The following is a 23937-nucleotide window of genomic DNA, read 5'->3' on the forward strand; positions in this document are numbered from 1 at the left end:
CGTGGCGGCCGACCCCCAACGGCCCGCGCTGCACCTCACAGCGGACCGCGGCTGGGTGAACGACCCGCTCGCGCCCACCTGGGACGGCGAGCAGTACCACTTGTTCTTCCAGTACGTGCCGGACTCCCTCGAGTGGGCGCCGAACTGCCACTGGGGTCACGCGGTGTCACCCGATCTCGTGCACTGGGAGCACCGGGGTGTTGCGCTCGCTCCCGACGACGTCGACGACGGTGTGTGGTCCGGGTCGATGGTGCGCCACGACGGCGGCTACCGGATCTTCTACACGGCCGTGACGGCCGACGCCCTGCCGATGGGACGGGTGCGCTGGGCGGATAGCCCGGACCTGGGATCGGGCTCGTGGGTGAAGGGTCCGGTCGTGGTCACCGCGCCGCAGGGGGAGCAGGTGACGGCGTTCCGCGACCCGTTCGTCTACCGCGACGGACCCGGGTGGCGGATGCTCGTGGGCACCTCCATCGCGGGCAACGAAGCGGCGGCGACCTCCTTCTCCTCGACGGACCTCGTCGACTGGACCTATGAGGGAGTGGCTGCCTCGCGCTCGTCGACCATCACCGAGCCGGTTTGGACCGGGACCCTCTGGGAGTGTCCACAGCTGGTCTCCGTCGGCGGCGCACAGGCGATGGTGGTCTCCGTCTGGGCCGACGACGAGCTCCACCACGTCGTCGCCGCCCTCGGCGCCACCGATGGCCCCACCTTCAGTCCGCAGCAGTGGCAGCAACTGACGTTCGGGCAGGGCTACTACGCCCCGGCTGCCTTTCGTGATGCTGACGGTCATCCGTGCCTGGTCTTCTGGATCCGCGGACTGCACGACCCGGCGGCTGGCCGGGCCGGGGCGCTGAGCGTGGTCCACCGCCTCGACCTGGTCGACGGACGCTTGCGGCTGAGCCTGCACCCCGCCCTGACTTCCAGGAGTCGGGCGGGACGCCACGGAGCCAACGCGGCGATCGCCGAGCCAGGTGACCTGATCGACGGTGCCACTCGACTGACGTCCCAGGGCCGCACCGTGCTCACGGTGTCCTACGCAGAGGGGGAAGTGCGGGTGGACGTGGGCACCGAGAGCGTCGGAATCGTCGCCTCACCCACGGGTGTGCAGATCCTGGTCGACGGGCCCTGTATCGAGGTCCTGACCTCCGGTGGTGCCTTCGCGCACGCCCTGCCTGACGCGACGTGGTGGGACGACCACGCGCAGGGGACAGAGCTGCGTTGGCTCGCCTAGGGGCGGGCTGGGATGAACAGGACACCGTCTCGAGCGGCGCACCGGAAGCCACCCGTGTGACGCTGGCGGTCGAGCAGTCCGACGCTCGGGACTGAACTGCCGAGGCCTCGCCCTACGTCGGCGTCGTCGCGGTCACCACGAGGTCGGCGCGGGCGCGGGTCGCCGCGACGAGTGAGGCGTTCGCCTGGTCGACTCGCTCCACCCAGAGCGCCGCAGCCCCGGGCTCCTTCCCGAACTCCACGTGCCGCGCCACCAGCCGTTCCAGCCGGGTCCGCTCGTCGAGGTCGCAGTACCAGACCTCGTCCATCGCCTCCCGCACCTGATGCCACCGCGGCTCGTCGAGCAGGAGGTAGTTGCCCTCGGTGACGACCAGCCGCGCCGAGGTGGGAACGGCCAGGGCGGCCGCGATCGGCTGCTCGAGGTCACGTTCGAACCCCGGCGCGTACACCGTCTGCTCCAGGTCGGTGCGCACCCGCTGCAGCAGTGCGGCATACCCGGCCGCGTCGAAGGTCTCGGGCGCACCCTTGCGGTGACGCAGGCCGAGGCGGTCGAGCTGGGCGTCGGCGAGGTGGAACCCGTCCATCGGCACGTGGGCCACCCAGTCTCCGTCCGGCACGCCCTCGGGCGGCCTGCCCCTGAGCTCGACGAGGAGCCGTTCGACGAGGGTGCTCTTTCCTGCGCCCGGTGCGCCGGTGATGCCGAGCACGGCGCGACCACCTCCCGACGCGGCCACGCGAGTGGTCAACCCACGCGCCCGCTCGGCGAGAGCACCGAGGTCGCCGTGTCCGGCCGTGCCGGCTTCGCCCGTGTCCCCGGTGTCGCCGGCTCGAGAAGTCATGTCACCCATGCCATCACACCCAGATCGCGGCGGGTATGCCGTCCGAGAAGATCTGCGGCGGATCGGGCAGCGGGCGGGCCGCCCCGGTCGTCCGGCGCGCTGCCGTCCACGCGGCCGCGCAGGCGTCGAGGACGTCGTCCGCGGCATACCCGCTGCCGGTCAGCACCGACGGGGAGGCGAGCCCCGCGGCCGCCAGCGCTGACAGTCGCGCTGCGCGGCCCTCCTCGGTCTTCTTGCCTGCCACGATCGGTGCTCCGGCCATGACCGCGAAGCTCAGCTCCGGGTGCGCCTCCACCACCATGACCGTGGGTCGGCCGCGCACCCACGCGTCGACCTCGAGGATCTTCGCCCGCAGCCCGAAGGCCTGGGCCCCCACGCCCTGACCGGTGAGCGCGCGGTTGACCGGGTCGGCAGTGTCCCTGGTCGGCTCGGCATAGGCAGCGCGGGTCAGGGTGGTGAAGACCGAGGAAGCCTTGCCCTTCAACGCTTTTCGCGCCAACGCGTCGGCTTCGCGGGTCGTGTGGTCGGGCAGGCCGATGGGGATGTCGATCGCCACGGCCTGGATGGCCACCGACTGACGCACCGTCTCGACGAGACCCGCGATGGTCGCGGCGACCGCGATCCGCGGGCGGGGTGCGCCGGGCTCGAGGATGGCGCCCACCCATCCCGCCTTGCAGGCGTCGACACCGAGCACCGGCACCGTCACGTCGACCGGCGGGTGGGGGTGCGGACCCTCGTCCTCGGTTTGCAGAGCGGCAGCCGTGAGCGCCGCCGCGACGTCGACCCCCACGGCCTCGCCGAGGCGTCCCAGGCTGGTCGCCAGCGCTGCCACGGCTGCCTCGACGTCAGCCGGGTCCCCTGCGCCGGACGTCGCGAGCAACCGCGCCAGGGCATCGGCCTGTTCGGACAAGCGTGCCGACAGCTCGGAGGCCTCGTCCGCCACCGCTCACCGCCTTCCGTCGAGTTTGATGACACAGTGCCAGACATGCCGCCGACCTCCGACACGACCCAGACCCAGCCCGCGTTCGACGTCGCGGTGCTGCGGGCCCAGTTCCCCGCCCTGCGCGGCGGAGCCGCGCACTTCGACGGACCCGGGGGGTCCCAGACTCCGCAGGCCGTGGCCGACGCGATCGCCGGTCAGCTCACCCGCCCGATGTCGACGCGGGGCGAGGTCACTGCCGCGGAGCGGAACTCCGACGCCGCGGTGCACGCCGCCCGGGAAGCGCTCGGCGACCTCCTGGGCACCGATCCCGGTGGCGTGGTGTTCGGGCGGAGCATGACGGCCCTGACCTTCGAGATGGCACGCACCCTCGCGCGCTCGTGGGGTCCCGGCGACGAGGTCGTCGTCAGCCGGCTCGACCACGACGCGAACATCCGGCCCTGGCTGCTCGCGGCCGAGCAGGTCGGGGCGGCGGTGCGATGGGCCGAGTTCGACCCCCGCACCGGGGAGCTCCACCCGGAAGCCGTGGCCCGGGTGGTCGGCGAGCGGACCCGGCTGGTCGCCGTGACGGCCGCCTCGAACCTCATCGGCACGATGCCCGACCTGCCCGCCATCGCCGCCCTGACACACGAGGTCGGCGCGCTCCTTTATGTCGACGCCGTCCACCTCGCGCCGCACGGCCTCGTCGACCGGGTGGCGATGGGGGCCGACCTCCTGGCGGTCTCGCCATACAAGTTCTTCGGTCCCCACTGCGGGGCCCTCGCCGCCGCACCCGCCCTCCTGGGGTCGCTGCACCCCGACAAGCTGGTCCCCTCATCCGACGCGGTGCCCGAACGCTTCGAGCTCGGGACGCTGCCCTACGAGCTGCTGGCCGGCGTGACCGCAGCCATCGACGTGGTCGCCGGCATCGTGCCCGGCGAGGGGCCGCGGCGCGCGCGACTGCGCAGCTCGCTCGCGGCGGTCGGGGCGCACGAGCTCGTCCTGCGCCAGCGACTCGAGGACGAGCTGTCGACCCTGCCCGGCGTCACCCTGCACTCGCGGGCCGCTCGTCGCACCCCGACGCTGCTGGTGACCTTCGAGGGCCACGACGCCAAGGAGGTCTCCCGTCGGCTCGCCGGTCTCGGCGTCAACGCGCCGGCGGGCCACTTCTACGCGCTCGAGGCCTCACGCGCCCTCGGGCTCGGCGACGCGGGCGGACTGCGGGTCGGTCTGGCCTCCTACACCGACGACGACGACCTCGACCGCCTCCTCACCGGTCTGCGGGCGGCCCTGACCTGACCTGCCGACCCGCCCTGCTCGAGTCTTTGAGCGATCCGCGGTGCCAGGACCCGTCGGATCCCTCAAAGACCCGCGGTCCCCGGGATCAGCTGCCCGCTGGCCCCGCTGCCAGCCGAGATGGCGAGTAGAGTCGACGCAGCAGGCTGCCCTGGACCCGGTGGCGCACCACCACCCCAGGAGTCCGGGATGAGCACCCTTCCCCGCACCGCAGATCTCGCGCCGCCCTCCCCCCGGCCGCTCTACCCGGAGGTCGTCGGAGCCGTCCGCGCCGCTGGACTCCTGGACCGGCGCCTCGGCCCCTACCTGGTGCACTTCGCCGTCAACTCGGCGGGCCTGCTGGCCGTGCTGGCCGCGATGCTGGTGTGGCACCACTCGTGGTGGCTGATGGTGTGTGCCGTCGTCCTCGCGGTGGTGTCGGTACAGATCGGCTTCCTCGGGCACGACATCGCCCACCGCCAGGTCTCGCGTCGGGCCAGGACGGCCGCCTTCCTCGGCCTGCTCCACGCGAACCTGCTCAGTGGCCTCAGCTACGGCTGGTGGGTGGACAAGCACAACGCCCACCACGCACACCCCAACGACCTGGAGACCGACCCCGACGTCCGCGCCGGGGTGCTCATCTTCGACGTCAGCCAGGCCCGCGAACGCCGCGGGCTGGCCGCCCTGGTGACGCGCCACCAGGCCTGGCTGTTCTTCCCCCTGCTCGCCTTCGAGGCGGTGAACCTCTACGTCGCCGGCATCCGGTCACTGGTCCGCCCCGGCCTGCCCCACCGCTGGGCTGAGGTCGCGCTCATCGTCGTCCACACCGCGGCATACCTCACGCTCGTGGTCACCACGCTGTCGTGGGTGCAAGGACTGGTCTTCGTCGCGGTCCACCAGGGACTGCGCGGCATCTACCTCGGGGTCTCCTTCGCCCCCAACCACAAGGGCATGCCGGTGCTGTCGCGCGCAGACGAGGCGGACCCGTTCCTGCGGCAGGTGCTGACCTCCCGCAACATCCGTGGCGGGCCCGTCGTCGACTGGGCCCTGGGAGGGCTGAACTACCAGATCGAGCACCACCTCTTCCCGAGCATGCCTCGGGCGAACCTCCCGAAGGCGCAGGTCATCGTGCGCACGGTCTGCGAGCGCGACGCCGTGCCCTACGTCGAGGCCTCCGCCCGGGCTTCGTATGCCGAGGTGTTGCGTCACCTGCACGCCGTCGGGGCCCCGCTGCGCGCGGCCGCCTGACCCGGGGCGACCGCGCTCTGCCGGGCGCCGCGAGAGGTGACGTCGCTCAGCGGGTGACCGTCAGGCCGAGCCACGCGGCGAGGTCCTCGACCTCGCGCTCGACAGCCTTGCGCAGCGACGACGAGAACGCCTCGTCCTCGTGCACCGCCGCGACGCGCAGCACGCCGGCCGGCAGGTCGGCGGTGGCGTCGAGCTTCCCGACGAGCTGGTCGCCGTGCAGGATGGGCATGGCCCAGTAGCCCCAGCGTCGCTTGCCCACGGGCTTGTACATCTCCAGCTGGTAGTCGAAGTCGAAGAGCTCGGTCATCCGTTTGCGGTCGAAGACCAGGCGGTCCAGCGGCGACAGCAGCGCGGTGCGTCCGTGGAAGCGTTCGCCCAGCCGGTCGAGCTGCTCCGGGTCGACCCGCCACTGGCCCCGAAGCCCCTCGACGACCGCGACCTCGCCCACCGACCCGACGTCGTTCGGCTCGGCGGAGACCTCGACGGCCTTGGCCCGCGCGATCCCGAGCGCGGCCAGCCGACGACGACCCCGCTCGACCGTGGGCTCGGCGGCCGGCGCCGCGGGCACCGCGTCGGCGTCGGGGTAGATGCGCGTGGCCAGGTCCCACTGGCGCTCTCGCCCCTCGCGGCTCGACACGGCGACCTCGCCCCGCGCCTCCATGAAGTCGAGCATCCGCTGGGTGTTCTTGTTGTTGGTCCAGCCCGTCGAACGCCACGGCACGACGCACGAGTCGGGCAGCCGTCGCGCCGGCAGCGGTGCCTCCGCCTCGAGCTGGTCGAGGATGTCGAGACGGCACTCGTCGTTCGCCGACACCCACTCCGCGATGTCCATCTGCCAGTCCCGCAACGGCTCGGTGCCCGGCCACCCAGCCATCTCGGCCCGGAAGAGCGCGAGGTCCTCGGCCGGGCGCAGGAACCCCCGCAGCTCCACCACGACCCGCTCCTGGAACAGGTCGTCGAGGTCGCCCAGCGAGTAGGCCCGCCCCAGGCGGCTCCAGCACACGAGATCCGCACTCGGCGCCACCGTGGCCGTGAGGTCGACCTGGACGGACCCGAGTCGGCGCACCACGTCGAGGAGGTCCGTGGGCCGCGGCTCGTCCAGCAGCTGCGCGCGCACCGCGATCCGCCGGGCCTCGGCGCGCGACAGCTCGACCGCGCTCATCGTGATCTCCCAGGACCCACCGAGGCGACCCCTCCGACTCAGCCGCGACCGGACTCGAGGGCCAGCCGGCGCTGCAGCACCTTCGCGAGGTAGTTCATCTGCTGCACGTGGGCGGAGTCCCCGTCGGTCTGGCGCACGGCCGGACCGACGGCGTCGGTGATGATCGCGACGGCATACCCGTCCACGATGCCCATCTGTCGCGTGACGGTGTCGCTGCGCAGCCAGCCACCCTTGAACGCGCCAGCCCCGATGGTGCCGAGACCCCAGCGGTGCGCCGCGATCGGGTGCATCGACGCCAGGAGGTAGGCGCTGGCAGCCTTGGACACCACCCGCCCCGAGCTCAACGCGGCCATGAACCGCACCTGTTCGCGGATGGTCCACTGCATGCCGCCCTGGGAGGTGTCGGGGGCCACCGTGCGGGTGTCGCCGATCGACCGGAGCACCCTCGTGATGGCGGCGCCGGGACTTCCGGGGATGGCATCGCGCAGGGCGATCGCGGCATCCATGTCGGAGGCAGTGAGAGCGGCGGTGACCCAGCGCTTCTGCTGGGCGCTGGCGTTGGCCGGATCGCCGGCGCAGGCGGTGTCGAGGAAGGCCGCGACGACGAGCAACTTCGAGGTCGACCACGCCTTGTAGCTCGACACCGAGCCCTCGACCGTGACGTCGCCCGGGTTGCTCAACGGCGCGAACGCGAACGCGTCGTTGGTGTCGCCCTTGAGGCTGGTGCGGGGTGCGGCCGCTGACGGCTTGGGGGAGGGTTTGGGCTGCACCGGCGCCGCCTTCGTGGGGGTGCGGCTCGGGGTGGCCGTCGTCGTGGTCGGCGCTGCCGCGGGAGTCGTGGTGGTCGCCGGGGTGGTCGCGGACGTCGTGCTCGCGGCCCGAGGCGTCTGCGCCGCCCCCGCGCAGGCGCTGAGCGCGAGACAGGCTGCTGCCAGCCAGACGGTATGCCGCATGGTCACCGAGGGTAACCCGGGCGCACCTCCCGACGGGTCCCTCCGGGTCCCCGGTTCGGGGCGAACACGCAGGGGGACGACCGGCCAGTCCGGCTGGAACCGGAGATAATCGCGCCGTGCCCTACCTCGTGAAGCAGAGCCACCGGGCGCGACCGGTGCGCGGGCCGATCGCGCCGAACCGCGCCCTGCCCCGGGCGTGCGTCATCGGCGCCGGGTCCTCCGGTCTGGCCGCGGCGAAGGCCCTCTACCTGGCGCGGGTCCCCTTCGACTGCTTCGAGCGCGGCAGCGTGGTCGGTGGCAACTGGGTCTACGACAACCCCAACGGACTGTCGGCCTGCTACGAGACGCTGGAGATCAACACCTCGGGCCCGCGGATGGCCTTCTCCGACTTCCCGATGCCCGACGACTACCCGCCCTACGCCCGTCACGACCAGGTCGCCGCCTACTTCAACGCCTACGTCGACCACTTCGGGTTCCGCGACCGGATCACGTTCAACACCACCGTGACCGACGTCGCGCGCGGACCGGGCGACACCTGGTTGGTCAGCACCACCGGCCCCGACGGCGACCACGTGCGGGAGTACGACGCCGTCCTGGTCGCCAACGGCCACCACTGGGACCCGCGGTGGCCCCACCCGCCATACCCCGGGGTGTTCGACGGCGAGCAGATCCACGCGCACGACTACCGCTCAGGTGCCCAGCTGGCCGGTCGTGACGTCGTCGTCGTCGGGTCGGGCAACTCGGCCCTCGACATCGCCGTCGAGGCAGGCAACGTCGCCCGCTCCGCGAACCTCTCCCAGCGACGCGGTCAGTGGGTCCTGCGCAAGTTCGCGCTGGGGCGGCCCGCCGACCAGATCGTGCTGCCCGGGTGGCTGCCGTGGTGGGCGACCGCAGCCCGGCTGCGCGTCGGAGCACTCCTGTCGGGCAACGTCGCGAAGCTCGGTCTCCCGCAGCCCCACCACAAGCCCGGCCAGTCCCACCCGGTGCAGTCAGAGGGGATCCGCGATGCCCTCCGCGCCGGCCGGGTGGTCCCGCGGCCGGCGATCGAGCGGCTCGACGGCGACCACGTCGTCTTCGCCGACGGCAGCCGGGTGCCCGCGGACCTCATCGTCTGGGCCACCGGCTACCGGGTGACCTTCCCGTTCCTCGCCCCAGGCCTCGTGCAGGCCAAGGACAACGACCTGCCCTTGTGGAAGCGCACCGTCCACCCCGACCTGCCGGGCCTGTACTTCATCGGGCTGGTCCAGCCGGTCGGTGCTGTCATGCCGCTGGCCCAGGCCCAGGGGGAGTGGGTCGCCCAGCTCCTGACCGGACGCTATGCGCCACCTCCGGACGCCGAGATCCGTCGCCAGATGAGCGCCGACCACGAGCGCAACAAGCGGCAGTTCTACTCCTCGGTGCGACACACCATGGAGGTGGACTTCGACCACTACCTGTGGGACCTGCGCCGCGAGATCAGGCGCGGGTTCGACCGGGCGAAGGCTCAGGCACGCTGACCTGGGACGGTGAGGCACCCGTAGGGTGGTGTGGGTGGGGAGTCGTCGGGGGATGGGGCACGTCGTGCTGCGCTGGGCTCCCCGGATCGCGGTCCTGCTCGGGCTGATCGGGTTGCTCGTTGTCGGCTGGCAGTACGCGCAGTACGTCACGGTCTTCGGGGACGACCCGTGCCGCAGCCGGAACTTCTGCGACGAGCGGGTGATCGCCCTCGCGCGGCGCGGGCTGTCCCGGTGGTACCTCGCCTCGGGCGCCCTGGCCGGCGTGGGGCTCGTCCTCGTCGCAGGGCGCCGCTCCTGGCGCCGACGCACACTGCCCGGCGGCCCAGACGGTCTTGACGCCTCCGGCGGTCTTGACGGCTCCGGCGGCTCCGGCGGCTCCGGGGGCTCCGGGGGGCTCGGCCCGGCTCGCCACACGGGTCTGGCAGCCCTGCTGACGTTCGCCTGGCTGGGCTGGCTGGTCGCGACGTTCGTCTTCTGGCTGTTCGGTGGCGCACCCCTGGTGATCGCGGTCGTCGCCTGCTGGCTGGTCGGGCTCACCTGGGGCCTGGACCGGTTGTACCGCCGGGCCGTCCCGGCTGAGGCCACCGGGACCACGCTCATCGTCTCGGGAGCCGCCGCCCTCGCTGCCGCGGTGGCTGCCCTCGCGGGCTTCGCACTCGTCTATGCGCTGGAGGGCAAGGGGACCCTGCTCCTGCCACCGCTCGGGGTGCTCATCGCTGTGGTCGCTGTCACCGCAGTCGCTCGGGTGCCGGCCGCGGGGAGCGCCGCCGCGGCGGTCGCCGGCTCGGTGGTCGCCGCCCTGGCGTGTGCCGTGGCGTTCGGCCTCACCGACGGGGGACGGGAATCGGTCAGGTCGCTGCGCGACGAGTTCCACCCCGAGGTGCCCCCCGCCGCATCGTCGCGGGTGGTCACTGCGCCCGAGCCGGGGCCGCGGCCGCCGGGACAGCCCGATCCCCTCCCGACCCCGCGGCCCACGCCCAGGCCCGTCACGGCCGCTCGGCCTTGCGTGGCCGCCGACCTGACCCTGCGGGCCACCGGGTGGGACTCCGCCATGGGTGACTCCTCCGTCACGATCGTGGCCACGAACGGCTCGGCGTCCGCGTGCTGGGTCGAGGGCTACCCGCAGCTGCGCCTGCTCCAGCGCGGCACGGACCTCCGGCTCGAGGTCGGCCACCCGTCGACGAGCGACTACGGACTGCCCTTGAGGTCACAGCGGGTCGGGGTCGCTCCCGGCGGCGACGCGGTGTTCGGCTGGTGGTGGAAGGGCTATCGCAGCGCGGCCGACCAGACGACCCCCCAGACCGTGCTGCTCGACCTGGGTGGCGGCGCCGACGCGCGGCTCGAGCTGTCCGCCGACTCCTACCTCGTCGACGTCATCGACGGCGCGAAGGTCGACGTCACCCCCTGGGGACCCCGGGTGGACTGACCGTCGCGGCCCGGGCGGCCCGAGCGCGGGTCGGAAACCGGCTGGTGTGGAGTGCGCGGTCCGGAGATGATCGAGCCCATGGCATCGAAGGCGACCAAGCACCCCTACCTGTGGGTCGACCCCGAGGACGACCCTCGCGTGAACGAGACCTCCACGGCAACCGATGAGCGCAGCGTGCTCCTGGCGTACCTGCGCCACTTCCGGCTCACCTTCGAGATGAAGTGCGACGGGCTCGACGCCGAGCAGATGGCGCGACGGTCGGTCGAGCCGTCGTCCATGTCGTTGCTGGGCTTGCTCCGTCACCTGGCCGCGGTGGAGCAGACCTGGTTCCGGATCACCATGGTGAACGAGGACGTGCCACGCCTGTGGGGCAAGGACCAGGAGCGCGACGCCGACTTCGACGGTGCCGTGGCTGACGAGTCCGTCGTCGCCGAGGCCTGGGAGGCCTGGCGCCGCGAGGTCGCGTATGCCGTGGAGTTCGTCGAGCGCGCCGAGTCCCTCGACGTGGTGAGCACCCATGCGACGCGGGGCCCGATCACGTTGCGGGAGCTGCTCGTCCACCTGATCGAGGAGTACGCGCGGCACTGCGGCCATGCCGACCTCCTCCGCGAGCGGATCGACGGCCGCACCGGACTGTAGGGCCAGCCCCTCGCGTGCGCCCCTGCAGCCACCCCCCACCGATCCCACCCGATCAAGGCGTCACACGGCGCGGACCCATAGCCTGTGCAGCGTGACCAACGCCGCCGCACCCGAACCGACCACCGTGCACGACGCGGTGCAGCGGTATGCCGCGATGCAGCCAGACCTGCGCGTGCACACCGACCAGTTCGTCTCGCTCGTCACCTCGCTGCTCGACGACGGCGGCATCAACTACGTCAGCGTCACGGGTCGGGCGAAGTCGGTGGCCTCGTTCGCCGCCAAGGCGTCCCGCACCGTCGACGGCGAGCAGGTCTACTCCGACCCGTTGACCGAGATCACCGACCAGGTCGGCGTCCGGGTCGTGACCTACCTGCACGGCGACGTCGACGCGGTGGCGGGGCTGTTGTCCGACCAGTTCAGCGTCCTCGACGACCGGGACATGGGGCGCGAGACGGCCCGGCAGGGCCGGTTCGGCTACTCCAGCCGCCACCTCCTCGTGGCGGTGGACCCCGTCAAGGGCGTGCCCGCGGCATACGAGGCGTTGCGGGGCCGCAGCGCCTCCGTGCAGGTGCGCACCATCCTCCAGCACGCGTGGGCCGAGTTCGAGCACGACGTGCGCTACAAGGGGACGATCCCCGAGGAGCACGTGCCCGACCTCGACCGGCGGTTCACCCTCGCGGCCGGCCTGCTCGAGCTGGCCGACCGGGAGTTCTCCGAGATCCGCGACACCCTGCAGGCCACCATGGGTGGCCAGCGGCTCACGGTCGACGAGGACGACCCCCGCATCAGCGCCTCCGACCTCGCGACCTTCCTGGCCGGCCAGTTCCAGGACGCCGGCTGGTCGCGCACCGACCACTACGCGTGGATCTCCGGGCTGCTGCTCGAGCTCGGCATCACCTCGCTCGCCGAGCTCGGTGGGCTGTTGTCGTCGATCGACCTCGAGGGCATCAACGCGCGGATGGGCTACCGCTACCCCGCGGGTGCGGTGCGCCGGCTCGACGACGCGCTGCTCGCCGTCTACGGCTCGCGCTACCTCGCCCTGCACGGCAACGCGCACCGCGAGGGGGCCTTGCGGGCCAGGCTCGACAAGCTGCGCGCGGTCTGACTCCGCTCGGCGCCTACAGGGTGGCGAGCAGCGCGCGGGCCTCCTCGAGCCGGCTCCGCTCGCGCTCCAAGAGGGTGCGTCGGTCGCCCGCCGTGTCGGCCTGCTCGGCGACGCGTCGGGCGGCCAGCACCTCCAGCTCGCCCGTGGCCCAGTCCTCGCACGCCGCCAGGATCCCCGGACCCTGTCGCCTCCACACCTCGGCCTGGTCCTCGAGGTCGGCCAACCGCACCCGGGCCGCCTCCAGGTCGCGCGCGTACTCGGCCGCCAGCCGCTCGTGGGCCACGGGTCCGACCGTGCCGTCCTGGCGCCCGGCGTCCAACCGGCGCTGGTAGGCCTCGATGTCGGCTGTCGTCGACCGTGCCGCCCCCAGGTCGTGGACCAGCTCCGGCAGGAGCACGGACGCCGCCACCCGCAGCCGCACGATGCGGGTCTCCTCCCCACGCAGGTGACCCCCCAGACCGCTCAGCTCGGCCGTCTCCAGCTCGAGGAACAGCTCCAGCAGCCCTACCTCCTGCGCGAGCCTGGCCACCTGGGTCGGCAGCTGCCGTACCCGGTCGCGGACGTCGAGGAACGGTCGCATGACCCACTCGCGCAGGTCGGAGGACCGGTCGGTGGTGCGGTGCTGCACGTCCTTGATCCGCCGCTGCAGGCTGCCGGTCAACCCCGTCAGGCCCGTGGCCGCCTCGGGGCCGGCTGCCTCTCCCGTTCCTGCGGTCTCCGCCTCGACGGCGTGGACGTCGACCTGCAGGATCGCGTCAACGACCTGCCCCAGCTGGGACACCCGGCCGAGCACGGTCTTCCACGCCGTGGTCCTCCAGCGGACGTCGGCCAGGACCTTGAGGTCCTTGCGGATCCGCGTCGGGTCGACCTCTCCATCGGGTGACTGGCGCTGCTTCTCCGCCAGGTCGGTGATCCGCTCCAGCTCGGCCAGGTAGGCCTGGAACTCACCGGACGCCGATGTGACGAAGGCGGCCCAGGTGCTCAGCGGCACCCCGGTCTGCTGCTTGACGTACTGGTTGGCCAGCCCCTTGACGGCGCGCATCGCCCCGGCGATCGGCAGCCCCACCAGGCCGAACCCGCTCATCGCCTGCACCCCGCCGCCGCCACCCTGGGTCACCAGGCCCAGGGCCTCCTCCAGCGCCTCGAGGGTCTCGGCCACCTCGGCGCAGTCGGCCCGGACGGCGGCCACGGTGCGGCGCAGGGCCAGGAAGCTCGTCTGCACGACGACCGAGTCCCGCACCGCCATCGGTGCGGGTGCCTGTGGTTGCCACCCGATGGGACCGGTGGCGGGCGGCGGGCTCCCCGAAGCCATGTTTCTCATTGTCCACCCGTGCTCGCTCCTGTCCTCGGGCATTGGGGTGAGAAGTCGGCAGGCCCGTCAGCGCCCGGGTCTATCGTGCGAGGCATCCATCCCGACGACGTCCAGGAGCATGCGATGACCTCTCGGCTCAACCCCTACATCTCGTTCAAGGACAACGCCCGCGCGGCCCTGGAGTTCTACCAGAGCGTCTTCGGCGGCGACCTCACCCTCAGCACCTTCGGTGAGTACGGCGACCCGGGCCAGCCCGGTGCAGACGGCATCATGCACGGCCAGCTCGAGTCGCCGAGCGGCTACACGATCATGGCCGCCGACACCCCGCCCGGCATGGAGCACCAGCCCGGCACCAACATCTCGGTCAGCCTCTCGGGCGACGACGCCGCCGAGCTGCACGGCTACTGGGACAAGCTGACGGCAGGCGGCCAGGTGCAGGTGCCACTCGAGAAGCAGATGTGGGGCGACGAGTTCGGCATGTGCGCCGACCAGTTCGGCATCGGCTGGATGGTGAACATCGCGGGCGACCGCTCCGAGTCCGACGGCTGAGCCTCGGCGGCCGGTCCCCAGCACCCCGGCGGCCGGTCACCCGCATCCCGGGCACCTCGCTCACCGAGCCCATCGTCCGCACTTCTGGCCAGGGGTGCTGCAGGAGCGGGGGGTCTGGGCCACTCACGTGCGGCAGGGGTGGCCAGCAGTGCAGGGGTCAGGGGCGCAGCCAGGCGGTCGTGTCGGGTGGCAGCAGGCCGTCCTCGAGCGGGCTGCTCGACAGCAGGACGCGGTCGGCCGGGACCTCGACCGGTTGCGAGGACAGGTTGACCACGCACCGCAGGGCCCCGTCGCGGTCGAAGTCGAGGACGTCCGGTGCCGACTCGCGCCAGGCCAGCCCGGCGGCATACAGGCCGGGGGTCTCGCGGCGCAGCCGCAGCACGGTGCGGTAGAGCGTGAGCATCGAGGCGGGGTCGCCGTCCTGCGCCTCGACGGTGAGGTCGCGCCACGACTCGGGCTGCGGCAGCCACGGCCTGACGCCGTCGGGCGAGAAGCCGAAGGGTGGTTCCTGCCCGCTCCACGGCAGCGGCACCCGGCAGCCGTCGCGACCGCGCATCTCGCCGCCGCTGCGCAGGAACATCGGGTCCTGGAGCACCTCGTCGGGCAGGTCGTCGACGTTGGGCAGTCCGAGCTCCTCGCCCTGGTAGATGTAGGCCCCGCCGGGCAGGGCGAGCATGAGCATCGCCGCGGCGCGTGCCCGCCGCGTGCCGAGCGCCAGGTCGGAGACCTCGCCGGCGCCGTCGGAGATGAAGTAGGAGCTCGTGGTGGGGCGGCCGTAGCGGGTGACGGGCCGGATCTCGTCGTGGCTGGTCAGCACCCAGGTTGACGGCACCCCGATCGGCGCGAACGACGACAGCGTCGCGTCGATCACCGTGCGCAGCGGCCCGGCCTCCCACGGCCCCTTGAGATAGGGGAAGTTGAACGCGGTGTGCATCTCGTCGGGCCGCAGGTAGTTCGCCAGCCGCTCGGGCGTGCTGACGACGGCCTCGGCGACGAACGCCCGCTCGCCGTCGTAGGTATCGGCGATCGCGCGCCACCGGCGGAAGATGTCGTGCACGGTGTCGACGTCCCAGTGCGGGTTGTCGTCCCAGTCGACGGTGCGGAACTGCAGCACCCCGCCGTAGTCGGCGTCGGGCAGCCCCGCCTTCTTCGACATCGCGGGGGCCGCGTCGATCCGCAACCCGTCGACGCCGCGGTCGAACCAGAACCGCAGCACGTCGTCGAAGTCGGCGAGGACCGCCTCGTTGCTCCAGTCGAGGTCCGGCTGCTCGGGCGCGAAGAGGTGCAGGTACCACTGGCCCGGCGAGCCGTCGGGCTCGGTGATCCGCGACCAGGCCGGCCCGCCGAACGCGCTGATCCAGTTGTTGGGCGGCTCGTCGCCGGACTCGCCCCGCCCGTCACGGAAGAAGTAGCGGGCGCGCTCGGCTGACCCGGGGGCGGCAGCCAGCGCCTCGAGGAACCACGGGTGCTGGTCGGAGGTGTGGTTGGGGACCAGGTCGATGATGACCCGCAGGCCCAGCTCGTGTGCCTCCCGCAGCACGGCATCGGCGTCGTCGAGGGTGCCGAACATCGGGTGTATGTCGCGGAAGTCGCTCACGTCGTAGCCCCCGTCCGCCATCGGCGAGGGGAACCACGGCGAGATCCAGAGCCCGTCCACGCCGAGGTCGGCCAGGTAGGGCAGTCGCGCGCGCAGGCCGGGGAGGTCGCCCTCGCCGTCACCGTTCCCGTCGGCGAAGCTGCGCGGGTAGACCTGGTACATCACAGCGGAGCGCCACCATGCTTCCGGTGGGCCCGTCTCGTCGTCGAGTGCCACAGGGCGAACCTAGTGGTCAGTCGCCGCGTGCGACAGGGTGATTCGCCGTCCTCCGGGTCCACGGCCTGCGCCGGGCCCTGGCGGAGTCGCCCCGCAACGGCGCGGCACGCGCATCGGCGCCCAACCCAGTGGGTCGGACGCCGATGCACGCGGGGCCGAGGTCCTCACGGACCCGGGCCGGGAGGTCCACGTCAGTGGATGAACGCGGCCGGGGCCGCCTCCGACCCCTCGTCGTCGAGCAGGTGCGAGACCTCGCGCTTGCGCGGCAGGAAGAACGCCGGGATGAGCGTGAGGGTCACGAGGATCGCGGCCCACCAGAAGGTGTGGGCGAAGGCGTCAGCGGCCGCACTCGCCACGGCCGCAGGCTGCTTGCTCGCGGGCGGGTTGTCCTTGAGGGCGTTGGTGAGGACGACCGAGAACAGGGCGACCCCGACGGAGCTGGCGATCTGCTGGCTGATGTTGAGCAGCGTCGACCCGCGGGCCACCTCGTGGTGGGTGAGCGTCTTCAGCGCCGAGGTCATGATCGGCATCATCGTGCCGCCCATGCCCAGACCCATGACGAACAGGACCGGGATGATGAAGCCCCAGTGTGAGGAGTCGGCCTGGATCTGGGTGAGGGTGAACATGCCGCCGATGATGAGCAGCAGCCCGAACGGCACGATCCGCCCGACCGGCAGGCGGTCGGTCAGGGCGCCGGCGATCGGCATGGTCAGCATCGCGCCGACACCCTGGGGAGCGACGAGCCAGCCTGCGCTGAGCGGCGTCTCACCCTGGACCTGCTGGAGGAACTGGGGGATCAGCAGCAGGCCACCGAAGAACGCGGCGGCGAAGATGAACATCGTCAGGATCGACACGGTCAGGTTGCGGTTCTGGAACAGCCGCAGGTCGAGCAGCGGGTGCTGGGGCCGGAAGCTGTAGACCACGAAGGCAGCCATCAGCGCCAGGCCACCGAGTCCCGGCAGCAGCACCTTGGTGTGGCCGATGCCTCCCTCGCCCGGGATCGACGAGACGCCGTAGAGGAACAGGGCCAGGCCGGGGCTCATCATCAGCATGCCGACGAAGTCGAACGACTCGGACGGGTGCGGGTTGTCCTTGGCCAGCGCGAACTGGGCGTAGATCAGGGCGATCAGCCCGATCGGGGCGTTGATGAGGAAGATGTAGTGCCAGCTGAAGTGGTCGATCAGCCAGCCACCGAGGATGGGGCCGAAGATCGGGCCGAGCAGCATGGGCACGCCGAGGATCGCCATCAGCCGGCCCATCCGGGCGGGACCGGCCGCGCGGGTCATGATCGTCATGCCGAGCGGCATGAGCATGCCGCCGCCGAGGCCCTGGAGCACCCGGAAGCCGATCAGCATCTCGATGGACGTGGCCGCAGCGCACAGGAGCGAGCCGAGGGTGAACAGCAGGATCGCCAGCATGTAGAGGCGCTTGGTGCCGAACCGGTCAGCGGCCCACCCGGACAGCGGGATCACGGTGGCCAGCGCCAACGTGTAGCCGGTCACGGTCCACGCGACGCTGGAGTAGGCGAGCGGCTGCCCGCCGTCGGCGAAGGCCGTCTGGAACGTGCGGAGCGCGACGTTGACGACGGTGATGTCGAGGATCGACATGATCGCCCCGAGGACCACGACGCCGGCCACCTTGAGGACAGCAGCATCGATCTTCTCGGGGTATTCCACGGGTGTCGTGGCAGGTGCTGACACTGGGAGTCCTCTCGGAACTGGGCCTGGGTGTCCCAGGCGGGTGGTCGCGCCCCCCGCGACGTTGCGTGACGCACGAGAAATCGTAGACCGGTGGACTGACAGCCCACCTGCCTTTATTTCCGCGGTGGTGCGTCGATGGACAACGCTGCAGGTGAGAGCGGTGAGGTGCCGAATGGTGACGCAGCGCGGCCGGCGGTCGCCGCCACCACGGATCCGGTCTCAGGCATCGCCGGCCGCTTCGAGGGCACCGATGTCGAGCTTCTTCATGGTCATCATGGCCGCGAAGACCTTCGCGGCGCGGTCGGGGTCGGCGGAGAAGATCGCGTCCCAGTCCTGCGGCACGATCTGCCACGACAGCCCGAACCGGTCCTTGAGCCAGCCACACGGACCCTCCTCGCCCCCGCCGGCCGTGAGTGCGTCCCAGTAGTGGTCGATCTCCTCCTGGTCCTTGCAGTCGACGGTGATCGAGATGGCCTCGTCGAAAGTGAACTGCGGCCCACCGTTGAGCCCGACGTACGGCACGCCGTCGAGCTCGAACGCGACCGTGAGCACCTCGCCGGCGCGGTCCCCGCTGTCGTCGGGGTAGCGCGACACCGTCCCGATGCGCGAGTTCGGGAACACCGAGGTGTAGAAGGTCGCGGCGTCCTCCGCCTGGCGGTCGAACCAGAGACAGACGTACTGGCGTGGCATGGCGTGCTCCTCACGGTGGCGGTTCGCGGGCGGGTCGCGGGCGCGAACCCGGTCCCAAGGAGTTGGACCGCCGCCGGCACCAGAACTCATCGGCACCAGAACTCATCGGCACCAGGACTCATCGGGGGCCAGAGCCGAGGTATGCCGTAGCGTCGCCACCGTGGCCCCGTCACCTCCGTCGCTGCTCACGGCACCGCGCTCCGACGCCGACGTCCCGGCCTACTGGCGCGCCCTGGGGCTGCCCGGGCTGGCCGACGTCCACGTGCACTTCCTCCCCGAGCCGATGCTCGCCAAGGTGTGGGCGTACTTCGACCGGGCGCAGGAGCACTACGGCCAGCCGTGGCCGATCCACTACCGCGACGACGAGGCGACCCGGATCGCGACGCTGCGGGCCCTCGGGGTCCGCGCCATCCCCGCGCTCGCCTACCCGCACAAGCCGGGCATGGCGCGGTGGCTCAACGACTGGTGCGCGGACTTCGCGGCCCGCGTCGATGGGGCGGTGCACTGCGCCACGCTCTTCCCCGAGCCCGGTGTCGGCGAGCAGGTGGAGACCTCTCTCGCCTCCGGCGCGAAGCTGTTCAAGATGCACGTCCAGGTCGGTGGCTACAGCCCGGACGACCCGCTGCTCGACCCGGCTTGGGAGGCGCTCGAGCGAGCCGGTGCGCCGGTCGTGCTGCATGCCGGCTCGGCCCCGAAGCAGGGGGCCTACACCGGGCCCAAGGCGGTCGCCGCGGTCCTCGAGCGCTACCCGCAGCTGACCCTCGTGGTGGCCCACCTCGGCATGGGGGAGTACGACGCGTTCGCCGACCTGGTCGAGGCGTTCCCCCGCGTGCACCTCGACACGACCATGGCCGGCACCGACTTCAGCAACCGGTTCGCGCCGCTGCCGCCGTCGTATGTCGACCGGCTCGGCGCCCTCGCAGACCGGGTCGTCCTGGGATCCGACTTCCCCAACATCCCCTACCCCTACTCGCACCAGGTCGAAGCCCTGCACCGACTCGGGCTGGGTGACGACTGGATGCGGAAGGTGTTGTGGCACAACGGTGCCCGGCTGTTGGGACTGGAGCCACCCGATGCCTGACCTCCCCGACCCCGGCGTCCTGGCGGCCGCCCTCAGCACCCTGTATGCCGTGCCGCCCGAGGAGTTCATGGCCGAGCGCAGGCGGCTGGTCGCCGCCGCGAAGGCCGCCGGCGACCCGGCCGTGGCCCAGGAGATCGGCGCCCTGCGCAAGCCCAGCCTCGCGGCGTGGGCCGTCAACCTCCTCGCCCGCGAGGCGCCCGACCTCGTGGACGGCCTCGCCGACCTCGGCGGGCGCATGCGCGGTGCGCAGGGACGGCTCGACACCGGCACCCTGACCGCGCTCCGCCCAGAGCGCGACCAGCTGCTCGAGGAGGTCGTGCGCACCACCGTGCAGCTGGTCGCCGACGCCGGCCGCACCTGCAGCACCGCGGCCCAGCAGGACGTCCGGGCCACCGCCATCGCCGCCCTCGCCGACGAGCAGGCGATGACCGCCATGGCCTCCGGCCAGCTGGCCCGTCCCTTGTCCTACAGCGGTTTCGGCGAGGTGGACCTCTCGGAGGCGGTGGTGCGGACCACGTCCGGAGCGATCCTCTCCGTGGTGCCGGGCAGCGGGGGGTCACGGTCGCAGGCCGGGAAGGCACCCGCACGAGGAGGCCGAGGGATCGAGGGGGGCGGCGCCCACGAGACGGGCGACGACGAGGCCGAGGAGGCGCCCGACGAGGAGCGGTTGGCGGCGGCCCTCGACACCGCCGAGAAGCAGCTGGCCAAGGCGGAGGCCGAGGTGGCCCGCGCGCGGGAGCGTGCGGAGGAGACCCGCGAACGGCTCACGGTCGTCGAGCGCCAGCTGACCAAGGCCCGAGAGGCCGACGAGCGGGCGCTCGAGGCGGTCACCGACGCGGTCCGGGCGCGCAAGGCCGCGGAGGCCGCGCGGCATACCGCTCAGGAGGCACTCGACCGCGCACGCTCGGACGACTGATGCCTCGATCACCAGCCGTGCGAACCCGGCCCGCCCTTGAACGGGCCGGCGACGCGGTCGGTGATCCACCCGCCGTAGAAGCCACCCTCCTGCGGGCGCACGACCTCACCGTCCACGACGCACCGGTCCACGAGTCCGGGCATCACCGCCACCGCGTCGGCGATCGCCGTGAAGCCGGGAGTCGGGTGGGCGTAGAACCAGCCGGCCCCGGCCGCGACCACGCCACCCCCCAACAGGTCGAGGTAGGAGGCCACGCCCTTCCACTCGCACCACGACGACCCACCAGCGGGCCGCAGTGACCCGTCGACGAAGGCCTCGCGCGGCAGGTAGTAGGTCGGGGGGTGGCTGGTCTCCATGACCCGCCACGACGCGGTCGTGTGCGCGATCCGCTCGCCGCCAAGCCAGACCTCCACGGATTCGCTGCTCGCCTCGACCCGCGGTGGACGGGGGTAGTCCCAGACCGACTCCTGGCCGGGGGACGTGGGCGCGGGCACGGGTCGGGGCATGCCCCCACGGTACGTCGCCTGCACCGCAACGCTTCTCGGTGCCACTCGGGACGCGACCGGTCACGAAGGCGGGTACCTTGGCCGGACGGAGGTGGCCAGATGGCGCAGGAGCAGGCGGGTATCGACCCTGAGGTCGAGCCGAGCGGGACCGGGTGTGTGGAATGCCTTGCGGCGCAAGGGTGGTGGGTCCACCTGCGCCGGTGCGCACAGTGCGGGCACATCGGTTGCTGCGACTCCTCGCCGAGCCAGCACGCCAGCCACCACTTCGAGGAGACCGGCCACCCCGTGATGGCGAGCTTCGAGCCCGGGGAGGACTGGTTCTGGGACTTCACCCAGGAGCGCGGCTTCAACGGCCCTCGGCTCGCCGACCCGCAGAGCCACCCGGAGGACCAGCCCACGCCCGGCCCGGCCGGGCGCGTCCCCGCCGACTGGCAGAGCCACATCCACTAGCCAGGCGCACGGCTCCACGCACCCGTCGGTCTCAGGGTTGACCCTGAGAGTGACTAGTCACAACGGGGGTCGATCTGGGTATGAGCCCCCATGTACGCGGGCGCCCGGAGCCGGGACCGTGGAGGCATGGCCCTCCACACCGAGCTGATCCCGCCGACGGCGCTGACCGCACCTCTGCGGCCGGTGACCTCACGGGGTCAGGTCGCCCGTCGCGCTCCTGGGGGAGGACGCGGCGGGCGGCGGGCCGCCAAGCTGCTGGTCACCGGCGCGCTCGCCACCGGCATCGTTGCCCTGGCGCTGCCGAAGGTGGCCGGCGCCGAGTGGGCCGACATCGCCACCGCACTCAAGGGGCTCTCCCTCGGCCAGCTCGCCGTCCTCACCGTCCTGTGGCTGGCCGGGCTGTGGGTCCAGACCCCGGCACTGACCGCGGCGCTACCGGGCCTCTCGCACCGCCGCGCCCTGATGCTCAACCTCACCGGCTCGTTCGTCTCCAACCTCCTGCCCCTGGGTGGCGCCGCTGGCACCGTGGCGAACTGGCGGATGGCCCGCTCCTGGGGCTTCGACTCCCCGGCGTTCGCTCGCTGGGCGGTCCTGACCAACCTCGTCGACACCCTCGTCAAGTTCGTCCTGCCCGGTCTCGCGCTGTGCTGGTTGGGAGTCGCCGGCGTCGAGGTGTCGGGCAGTGTCAGCACTGCGGCCTACGTAGGCCTGGGCCTGTTGACCGGAAGCATCGCCGCCGTCTGGCTGGTGGCCCGTGACGACCGTGCCGTGCGTTGGCTGGGGGGAGTGGCCGACCGCGTCGTCGCGCGGGTCCGCTTCCTGCCCACGGCCGACGAGGGGTATGCCGAGCGCGCAGCCTCGTTCCGCCTCGAGAGCGCCGGGCTGGTCGCCGCCGGGTGGTGGCGGATGGTCGGCGGCAAGCTCGGGTATGCCGCGCTCCAGGCTGCGCTCCTCTGGGCCGGCCTGCGGATGGTGGGCGCCGACGTGCACCCGGCCGTCGTCGGTGCGGCGTTCGCGGTCGAGCGGATCCTCACCATGGTGGCCATCACGCCCGGCGCGACTGGCATCGTCGAGCTCGGGATGACCGGGGTGCTGGTGGCGTTCCACGGCGAACCCGCCACCGCAGCGGCCGGGGTGCTGCTCTACCGCGCGTTCATCTTCGGCCTGGAGATCCCGGTCGGCGGACTGTCGATGCTGGCTTGGTCACTGCGCCGCCGCAGCACCGCCCTCGCCGCCTGACGCCACCCCCTTCCCCGCAACCTGAGCGCCCTCGGGGGTGCTCAGGTTGCAGGAAGCGCGTGGGGCTGGGGGCCGGTCAGGCGGTCGTCTCGAGCAGGAACGCGAGGACGGCGGCCTGGGTCCGCAACCGCGCGGCATACTCCCCGAGCCCGCCGGCCTCCGACTCCTCCGCAGCCTGGATGCGCTCGTGCCGTTCGCGCTCCACGACCTCGCGCACCTCGCCGGGCGTCAGCTCCCGGCGCGGAGCCTCGGTGGAGCCGACGCCGGTCGCGGCTCCGGCGACCGGTCCCTGCCTGTGCGGGGTGGTGGACAGGGCCGGCACCGCCTCGGCATTCGCGATGGCCGACAGCGCCGAGCGCACGACGGCGACCGTGTCCGTGTCACCGATGCGCATCGCCGGCAGGAGGGAGGACTGCAGCAGGGCGCGCAGGTCAGTGCTCACCCCCCGATCCTGCCACCGCGCCCGGCGCCAGGCCCGGGGGAAGGCGGGCGCTGGGGTCCGCGGATGGACCGCGCCGGCCGGGGATTCCCCAGCGGCCGCCTCCGGGAGCCCCGGGATCACGGGGCGGTGGACCGGAAACCTCGCAGGCGCAGGCTGTTGGTCACGACGAAGACCGACGACAGGGCCATGGCGCCGCCGGCGATCATCGGGCTGAGCAACCCGGCGGCGGCCAGCGGGATCGCCGCCACGTTGTAGGCGAACGCCCAGAAGAGGTTGCCGCGGATGATGCCCAGCGTGCGTCGGGCGAGCCGGATCGCATCGGGCGCCGAACGCAGGTCTCCCCTCACCAGCGTGAGGTCGCTGGCCTGGATCGCGACGTCACTGCCGGTGCCCATGGCCAGGCCGAGGTCGGACTGCGCGAGAGCGGCCGCGTCGTTCACGCCGTCGCCGACCATCGCGACCGTCCGTCCCTGCGCCTGCAGGCGCTTCACGACATCCACCTTCTCCTGCGGGAGCACGTCGGCGACGACCTCGTCGATGCCGACCTGACCGGCGACCGATCGCGCTGCGGCCTCGTTGTCGCCGGTCAGCAGGATCGGCTGGAGGCCCAGGGCCCGCAGCTGCGCGACGGCCTCGGCGCTGCTCTCCTTCACCGTGTCCGACACGACGAGCACGCCCCTGGCCACGCCGTCCCACGCGACCACGACAGCCGTCGCGCCGCGCTGCTGGGCCGACTCCACGGCATACCGGAGGTCGTCGGGGACGGACACCGAGCGGTCGGTGAGCATGCGGGGCCGACCCACGACGACGGCCCGGCCGTCGACGGTGCCGGAGACCCCGAGGCCCTCGGTGTTGGCGAAGTCGTCGACGGCGCCCAGGGCACCGGCGGCGCGCGCCGCCTCGGCGACGGCGCGCGCCACCGGGTGTTCGGAGGCGTCCTCCAC

23 protein-coding genes are annotated in these 23937 nt (G+C 72.4%); 12 read left to right on the forward strand and 11 right to left on the reverse strand.

The genetic code is table 11. The annotated features are described in order from the left end of the window. The first annotated feature begins 1 nt into the window (after window position 1). Window positions 2-1234: a glycoside hydrolase family 32 protein gene (locus AC1DX8_RS17875; protein WP_477631296.1), complete on the forward strand. Its 1233-nt coding sequence runs from the start codon at window positions 2-4 to the stop codon at window positions 1232-1234. Between the two features lie 112 nt (window positions 1235-1346). Here the strand turns inward: AC1DX8_RS17875 and AC1DX8_RS17880 are convergent, their stop codons facing one another. Then, entirely contained in the window at window positions 1347-2072 is a 726-nt protein-coding gene (locus AC1DX8_RS17880; RefSeq protein WP_477631297.1) for a nucleoside/nucleotide kinase family protein, read from the reverse strand. Window positions 2073-2085: 13 nt separating this feature from the next. After that, window positions 2086-3015 carry a DUF429 domain-containing protein gene (locus AC1DX8_RS17885; RefSeq protein WP_477631298.1) on the reverse strand — a complete coding sequence of 310 codons (930 nt, stop codon included), beginning with the start codon at window positions 3013-3015 and terminating at the stop codon, window positions 2086-2088. Window positions 3016-3057: 42 nt separating this feature from the next. Between AC1DX8_RS17885 and AC1DX8_RS17890 the strand changes: the two genes are divergently transcribed. Next, entirely contained in the window at window positions 3058-4290 is a 1233-nt protein-coding gene (locus tag AC1DX8_RS17890; RefSeq protein WP_477631299.1) for a cysteine desulfurase-like protein, read from the forward strand. A gap of 186 nt (window positions 4291-4476) precedes the next feature. Further along, complete coding sequence (locus AC1DX8_RS17895; protein WP_477631300.1) at window positions 4477-5514, forward strand: fatty acid desaturase family protein; 1038 nt, start codon at window positions 4477-4479, stop codon at window positions 5512-5514. 46 nt (window positions 5515-5560) lie between these two features. Here the strand turns inward: AC1DX8_RS17895 and AC1DX8_RS17900 are convergent, their stop codons facing one another. Both AC1DX8_RS17900 and AC1DX8_RS17905 read right to left on the reverse strand, forming a co-directional pair. Continuing rightward, window positions 5561-6676 carry a DNA glycosylase AlkZ-like family protein gene (locus AC1DX8_RS17900; RefSeq protein WP_477631301.1) on the reverse strand — a complete coding sequence of 372 codons (1116 nt, stop codon included), beginning with the start codon at window positions 6674-6676 and terminating at the stop codon, window positions 5561-5563. Window positions 6677-6714: 38 nt separating this feature from the next. Further along, entirely contained in the window at window positions 6715-7629 is a 915-nt protein-coding gene (locus tag AC1DX8_RS17905; RefSeq protein WP_477631302.1) for a serine hydrolase, read from the reverse strand. A 116-nt stretch (window positions 7630-7745) separates the two neighbouring features. Between AC1DX8_RS17905 and AC1DX8_RS17910 the strand changes: the two genes are divergently transcribed. The 4 genes from AC1DX8_RS17910 (at window position 7746) to AC1DX8_RS17925 (ending at window position 12295) form a co-directional block, all read left to right on the forward strand. Next, the gene (locus AC1DX8_RS17910) at window positions 7746-9125 is read left to right on the forward strand and encodes a flavin-containing monooxygenase (RefSeq protein ID WP_477631303.1); all 1380 of its coding nucleotides are present in this window, start codon (window positions 7746-7748) and stop codon (window positions 9123-9125) included. Between the two features lie 34 nt (window positions 9126-9159). Further along, window positions 9160-10551 carry a DUF4232 domain-containing protein gene (locus AC1DX8_RS17915; protein WP_477631304.1) on the forward strand — a complete coding sequence of 464 codons (1392 nt, stop codon included), beginning with the start codon at window positions 9160-9162 and terminating at the stop codon, window positions 10549-10551. A 78-nt stretch (window positions 10552-10629) separates the two neighbouring features. Beyond that, complete coding sequence (locus tag AC1DX8_RS17920; protein ID WP_477631305.1) at window positions 10630-11190, forward strand: DinB family protein; 561 nt, start codon at window positions 10630-10632, stop codon at window positions 11188-11190. A 91-nt stretch (window positions 11191-11281) separates the two neighbouring features. Continuing rightward, window positions 11282-12295 carry a GTP pyrophosphokinase gene (locus AC1DX8_RS17925; protein WP_477631306.1) on the forward strand — a complete coding sequence of 338 codons (1014 nt, stop codon included), beginning with the start codon at window positions 11282-11284 and terminating at the stop codon, window positions 12293-12295. A 13-nt stretch (window positions 12296-12308) separates the two neighbouring features. On the opposite strand, the gene AC1DX8_RS17930 is transcribed toward AC1DX8_RS17925, so the two are convergent. Further along, the gene (locus AC1DX8_RS17930) at window positions 12309-13607 is read right to left on the reverse strand and encodes a hypothetical protein (RefSeq protein WP_477631307.1); all 1299 of its coding nucleotides are present in this window, start codon (window positions 13605-13607) and stop codon (window positions 12309-12311) included. A gap of 123 nt (window positions 13608-13730) precedes the next feature. Between AC1DX8_RS17930 and AC1DX8_RS17935 the strand changes: the two genes are divergently transcribed. Next, entirely contained in the window at window positions 13731-14156 is a 426-nt protein-coding gene (locus AC1DX8_RS17935) for a VOC family protein (protein WP_477631308.1), read from the forward strand. Window positions 14157-14313: 157 nt separating this feature from the next. Here AC1DX8_RS17935 and AC1DX8_RS17940 read toward each other — a convergent pair whose 3' ends face one another. From AC1DX8_RS17940 to AC1DX8_RS17950, 3 genes are all read right to left on the reverse strand, one after another. Next, window positions 14314-15915, reverse strand: coding sequence for a glycoside hydrolase family 13 protein (locus tag AC1DX8_RS17940; RefSeq protein ID WP_477631320.1), 1602 nt, complete (start codon window positions 15913-15915; stop codon window positions 14314-14316). 245 nt (window positions 15916-16160) lie between these two features. Next, window positions 16161-17669: a DHA2 family efflux MFS transporter permease subunit gene (locus AC1DX8_RS17945; protein ID WP_477631309.1), complete on the reverse strand. Its 1509-nt coding sequence runs from the start codon at window positions 17667-17669 to the stop codon at window positions 16161-16163. A gap of 219 nt (window positions 17670-17888) precedes the next feature. Then, the gene (locus AC1DX8_RS17950; RefSeq protein WP_477631310.1) at window positions 17889-18359 is read right to left on the reverse strand and encodes a VOC family protein; all 471 of its coding nucleotides are present in this window, start codon (window positions 18357-18359) and stop codon (window positions 17889-17891) included. A gap of 160 nt (window positions 18360-18519) precedes the next feature. Here AC1DX8_RS17950 and AC1DX8_RS17955 point away from each other — a divergent pair, with 160 nt between their 5' ends. Together AC1DX8_RS17955 and AC1DX8_RS17960 are read left to right on the forward strand one after the other, a co-directional pair. After that, on the forward strand, window positions 18520-19440 hold the full coding sequence (locus tag AC1DX8_RS17955) for an amidohydrolase family protein (RefSeq protein WP_477631311.1): 921 nt from the start codon (window positions 18520-18522) through the stop codon (window positions 19438-19440). Then, window positions 19433-20356 (forward strand): hypothetical protein, encoded by a 924-nt coding sequence (locus AC1DX8_RS17960; protein ID WP_477631312.1) that lies wholly within the window; start codon window positions 19433-19435, stop codon window positions 20354-20356. The genes AC1DX8_RS17955 and AC1DX8_RS17960 overlap by 8 nt, the downstream gene beginning before the upstream one ends. A gap of 8 nt (window positions 20357-20364) precedes the next feature. Here AC1DX8_RS17960 and AC1DX8_RS17965 read toward each other — a convergent pair whose 3' ends face one another. Continuing rightward, on the reverse strand, window positions 20365-20862 hold the full coding sequence (locus AC1DX8_RS17965; protein ID WP_477631313.1) for a DUF427 domain-containing protein: 498 nt from the start codon (window positions 20860-20862) through the stop codon (window positions 20365-20367). 99 nt (window positions 20863-20961) lie between these two features. Here AC1DX8_RS17965 and AC1DX8_RS17970 point away from each other — a divergent pair, with 99 nt between their 5' ends. Then, on the forward strand, window positions 20962-21312 hold the full coding sequence (locus tag AC1DX8_RS17970) for a UBP-type zinc finger domain-containing protein (RefSeq protein ID WP_477631315.1): 351 nt from the start codon (window positions 20962-20964) through the stop codon (window positions 21310-21312). A 126-nt stretch (window positions 21313-21438) separates the two neighbouring features. Then, window positions 21439-22551 carry a lysylphosphatidylglycerol synthase transmembrane domain-containing protein gene (locus AC1DX8_RS17975; protein WP_477631316.1) on the forward strand — a complete coding sequence of 371 codons (1113 nt, stop codon included), beginning with the start codon at window positions 21439-21441 and terminating at the stop codon, window positions 22549-22551. A gap of 76 nt (window positions 22552-22627) precedes the next feature. Here the strand turns inward: AC1DX8_RS17975 and AC1DX8_RS17980 are convergent, their stop codons facing one another. Continuing rightward, entirely contained in the window at window positions 22628-22993 is a 366-nt protein-coding gene (locus AC1DX8_RS17980; protein ID WP_477631317.1) for a hypothetical protein, read from the reverse strand. A 116-nt stretch (window positions 22994-23109) separates the two neighbouring features. Continuing rightward, the coding region (locus AC1DX8_RS17985; protein ID WP_477631318.1) for a heavy metal translocating P-type ATPase at window positions 23110-23937 on the reverse strand (828 nt) is incomplete at its 5' end.

This window comes from Pedococcus sp. P2_A3, from assembly GCF_056405035.1.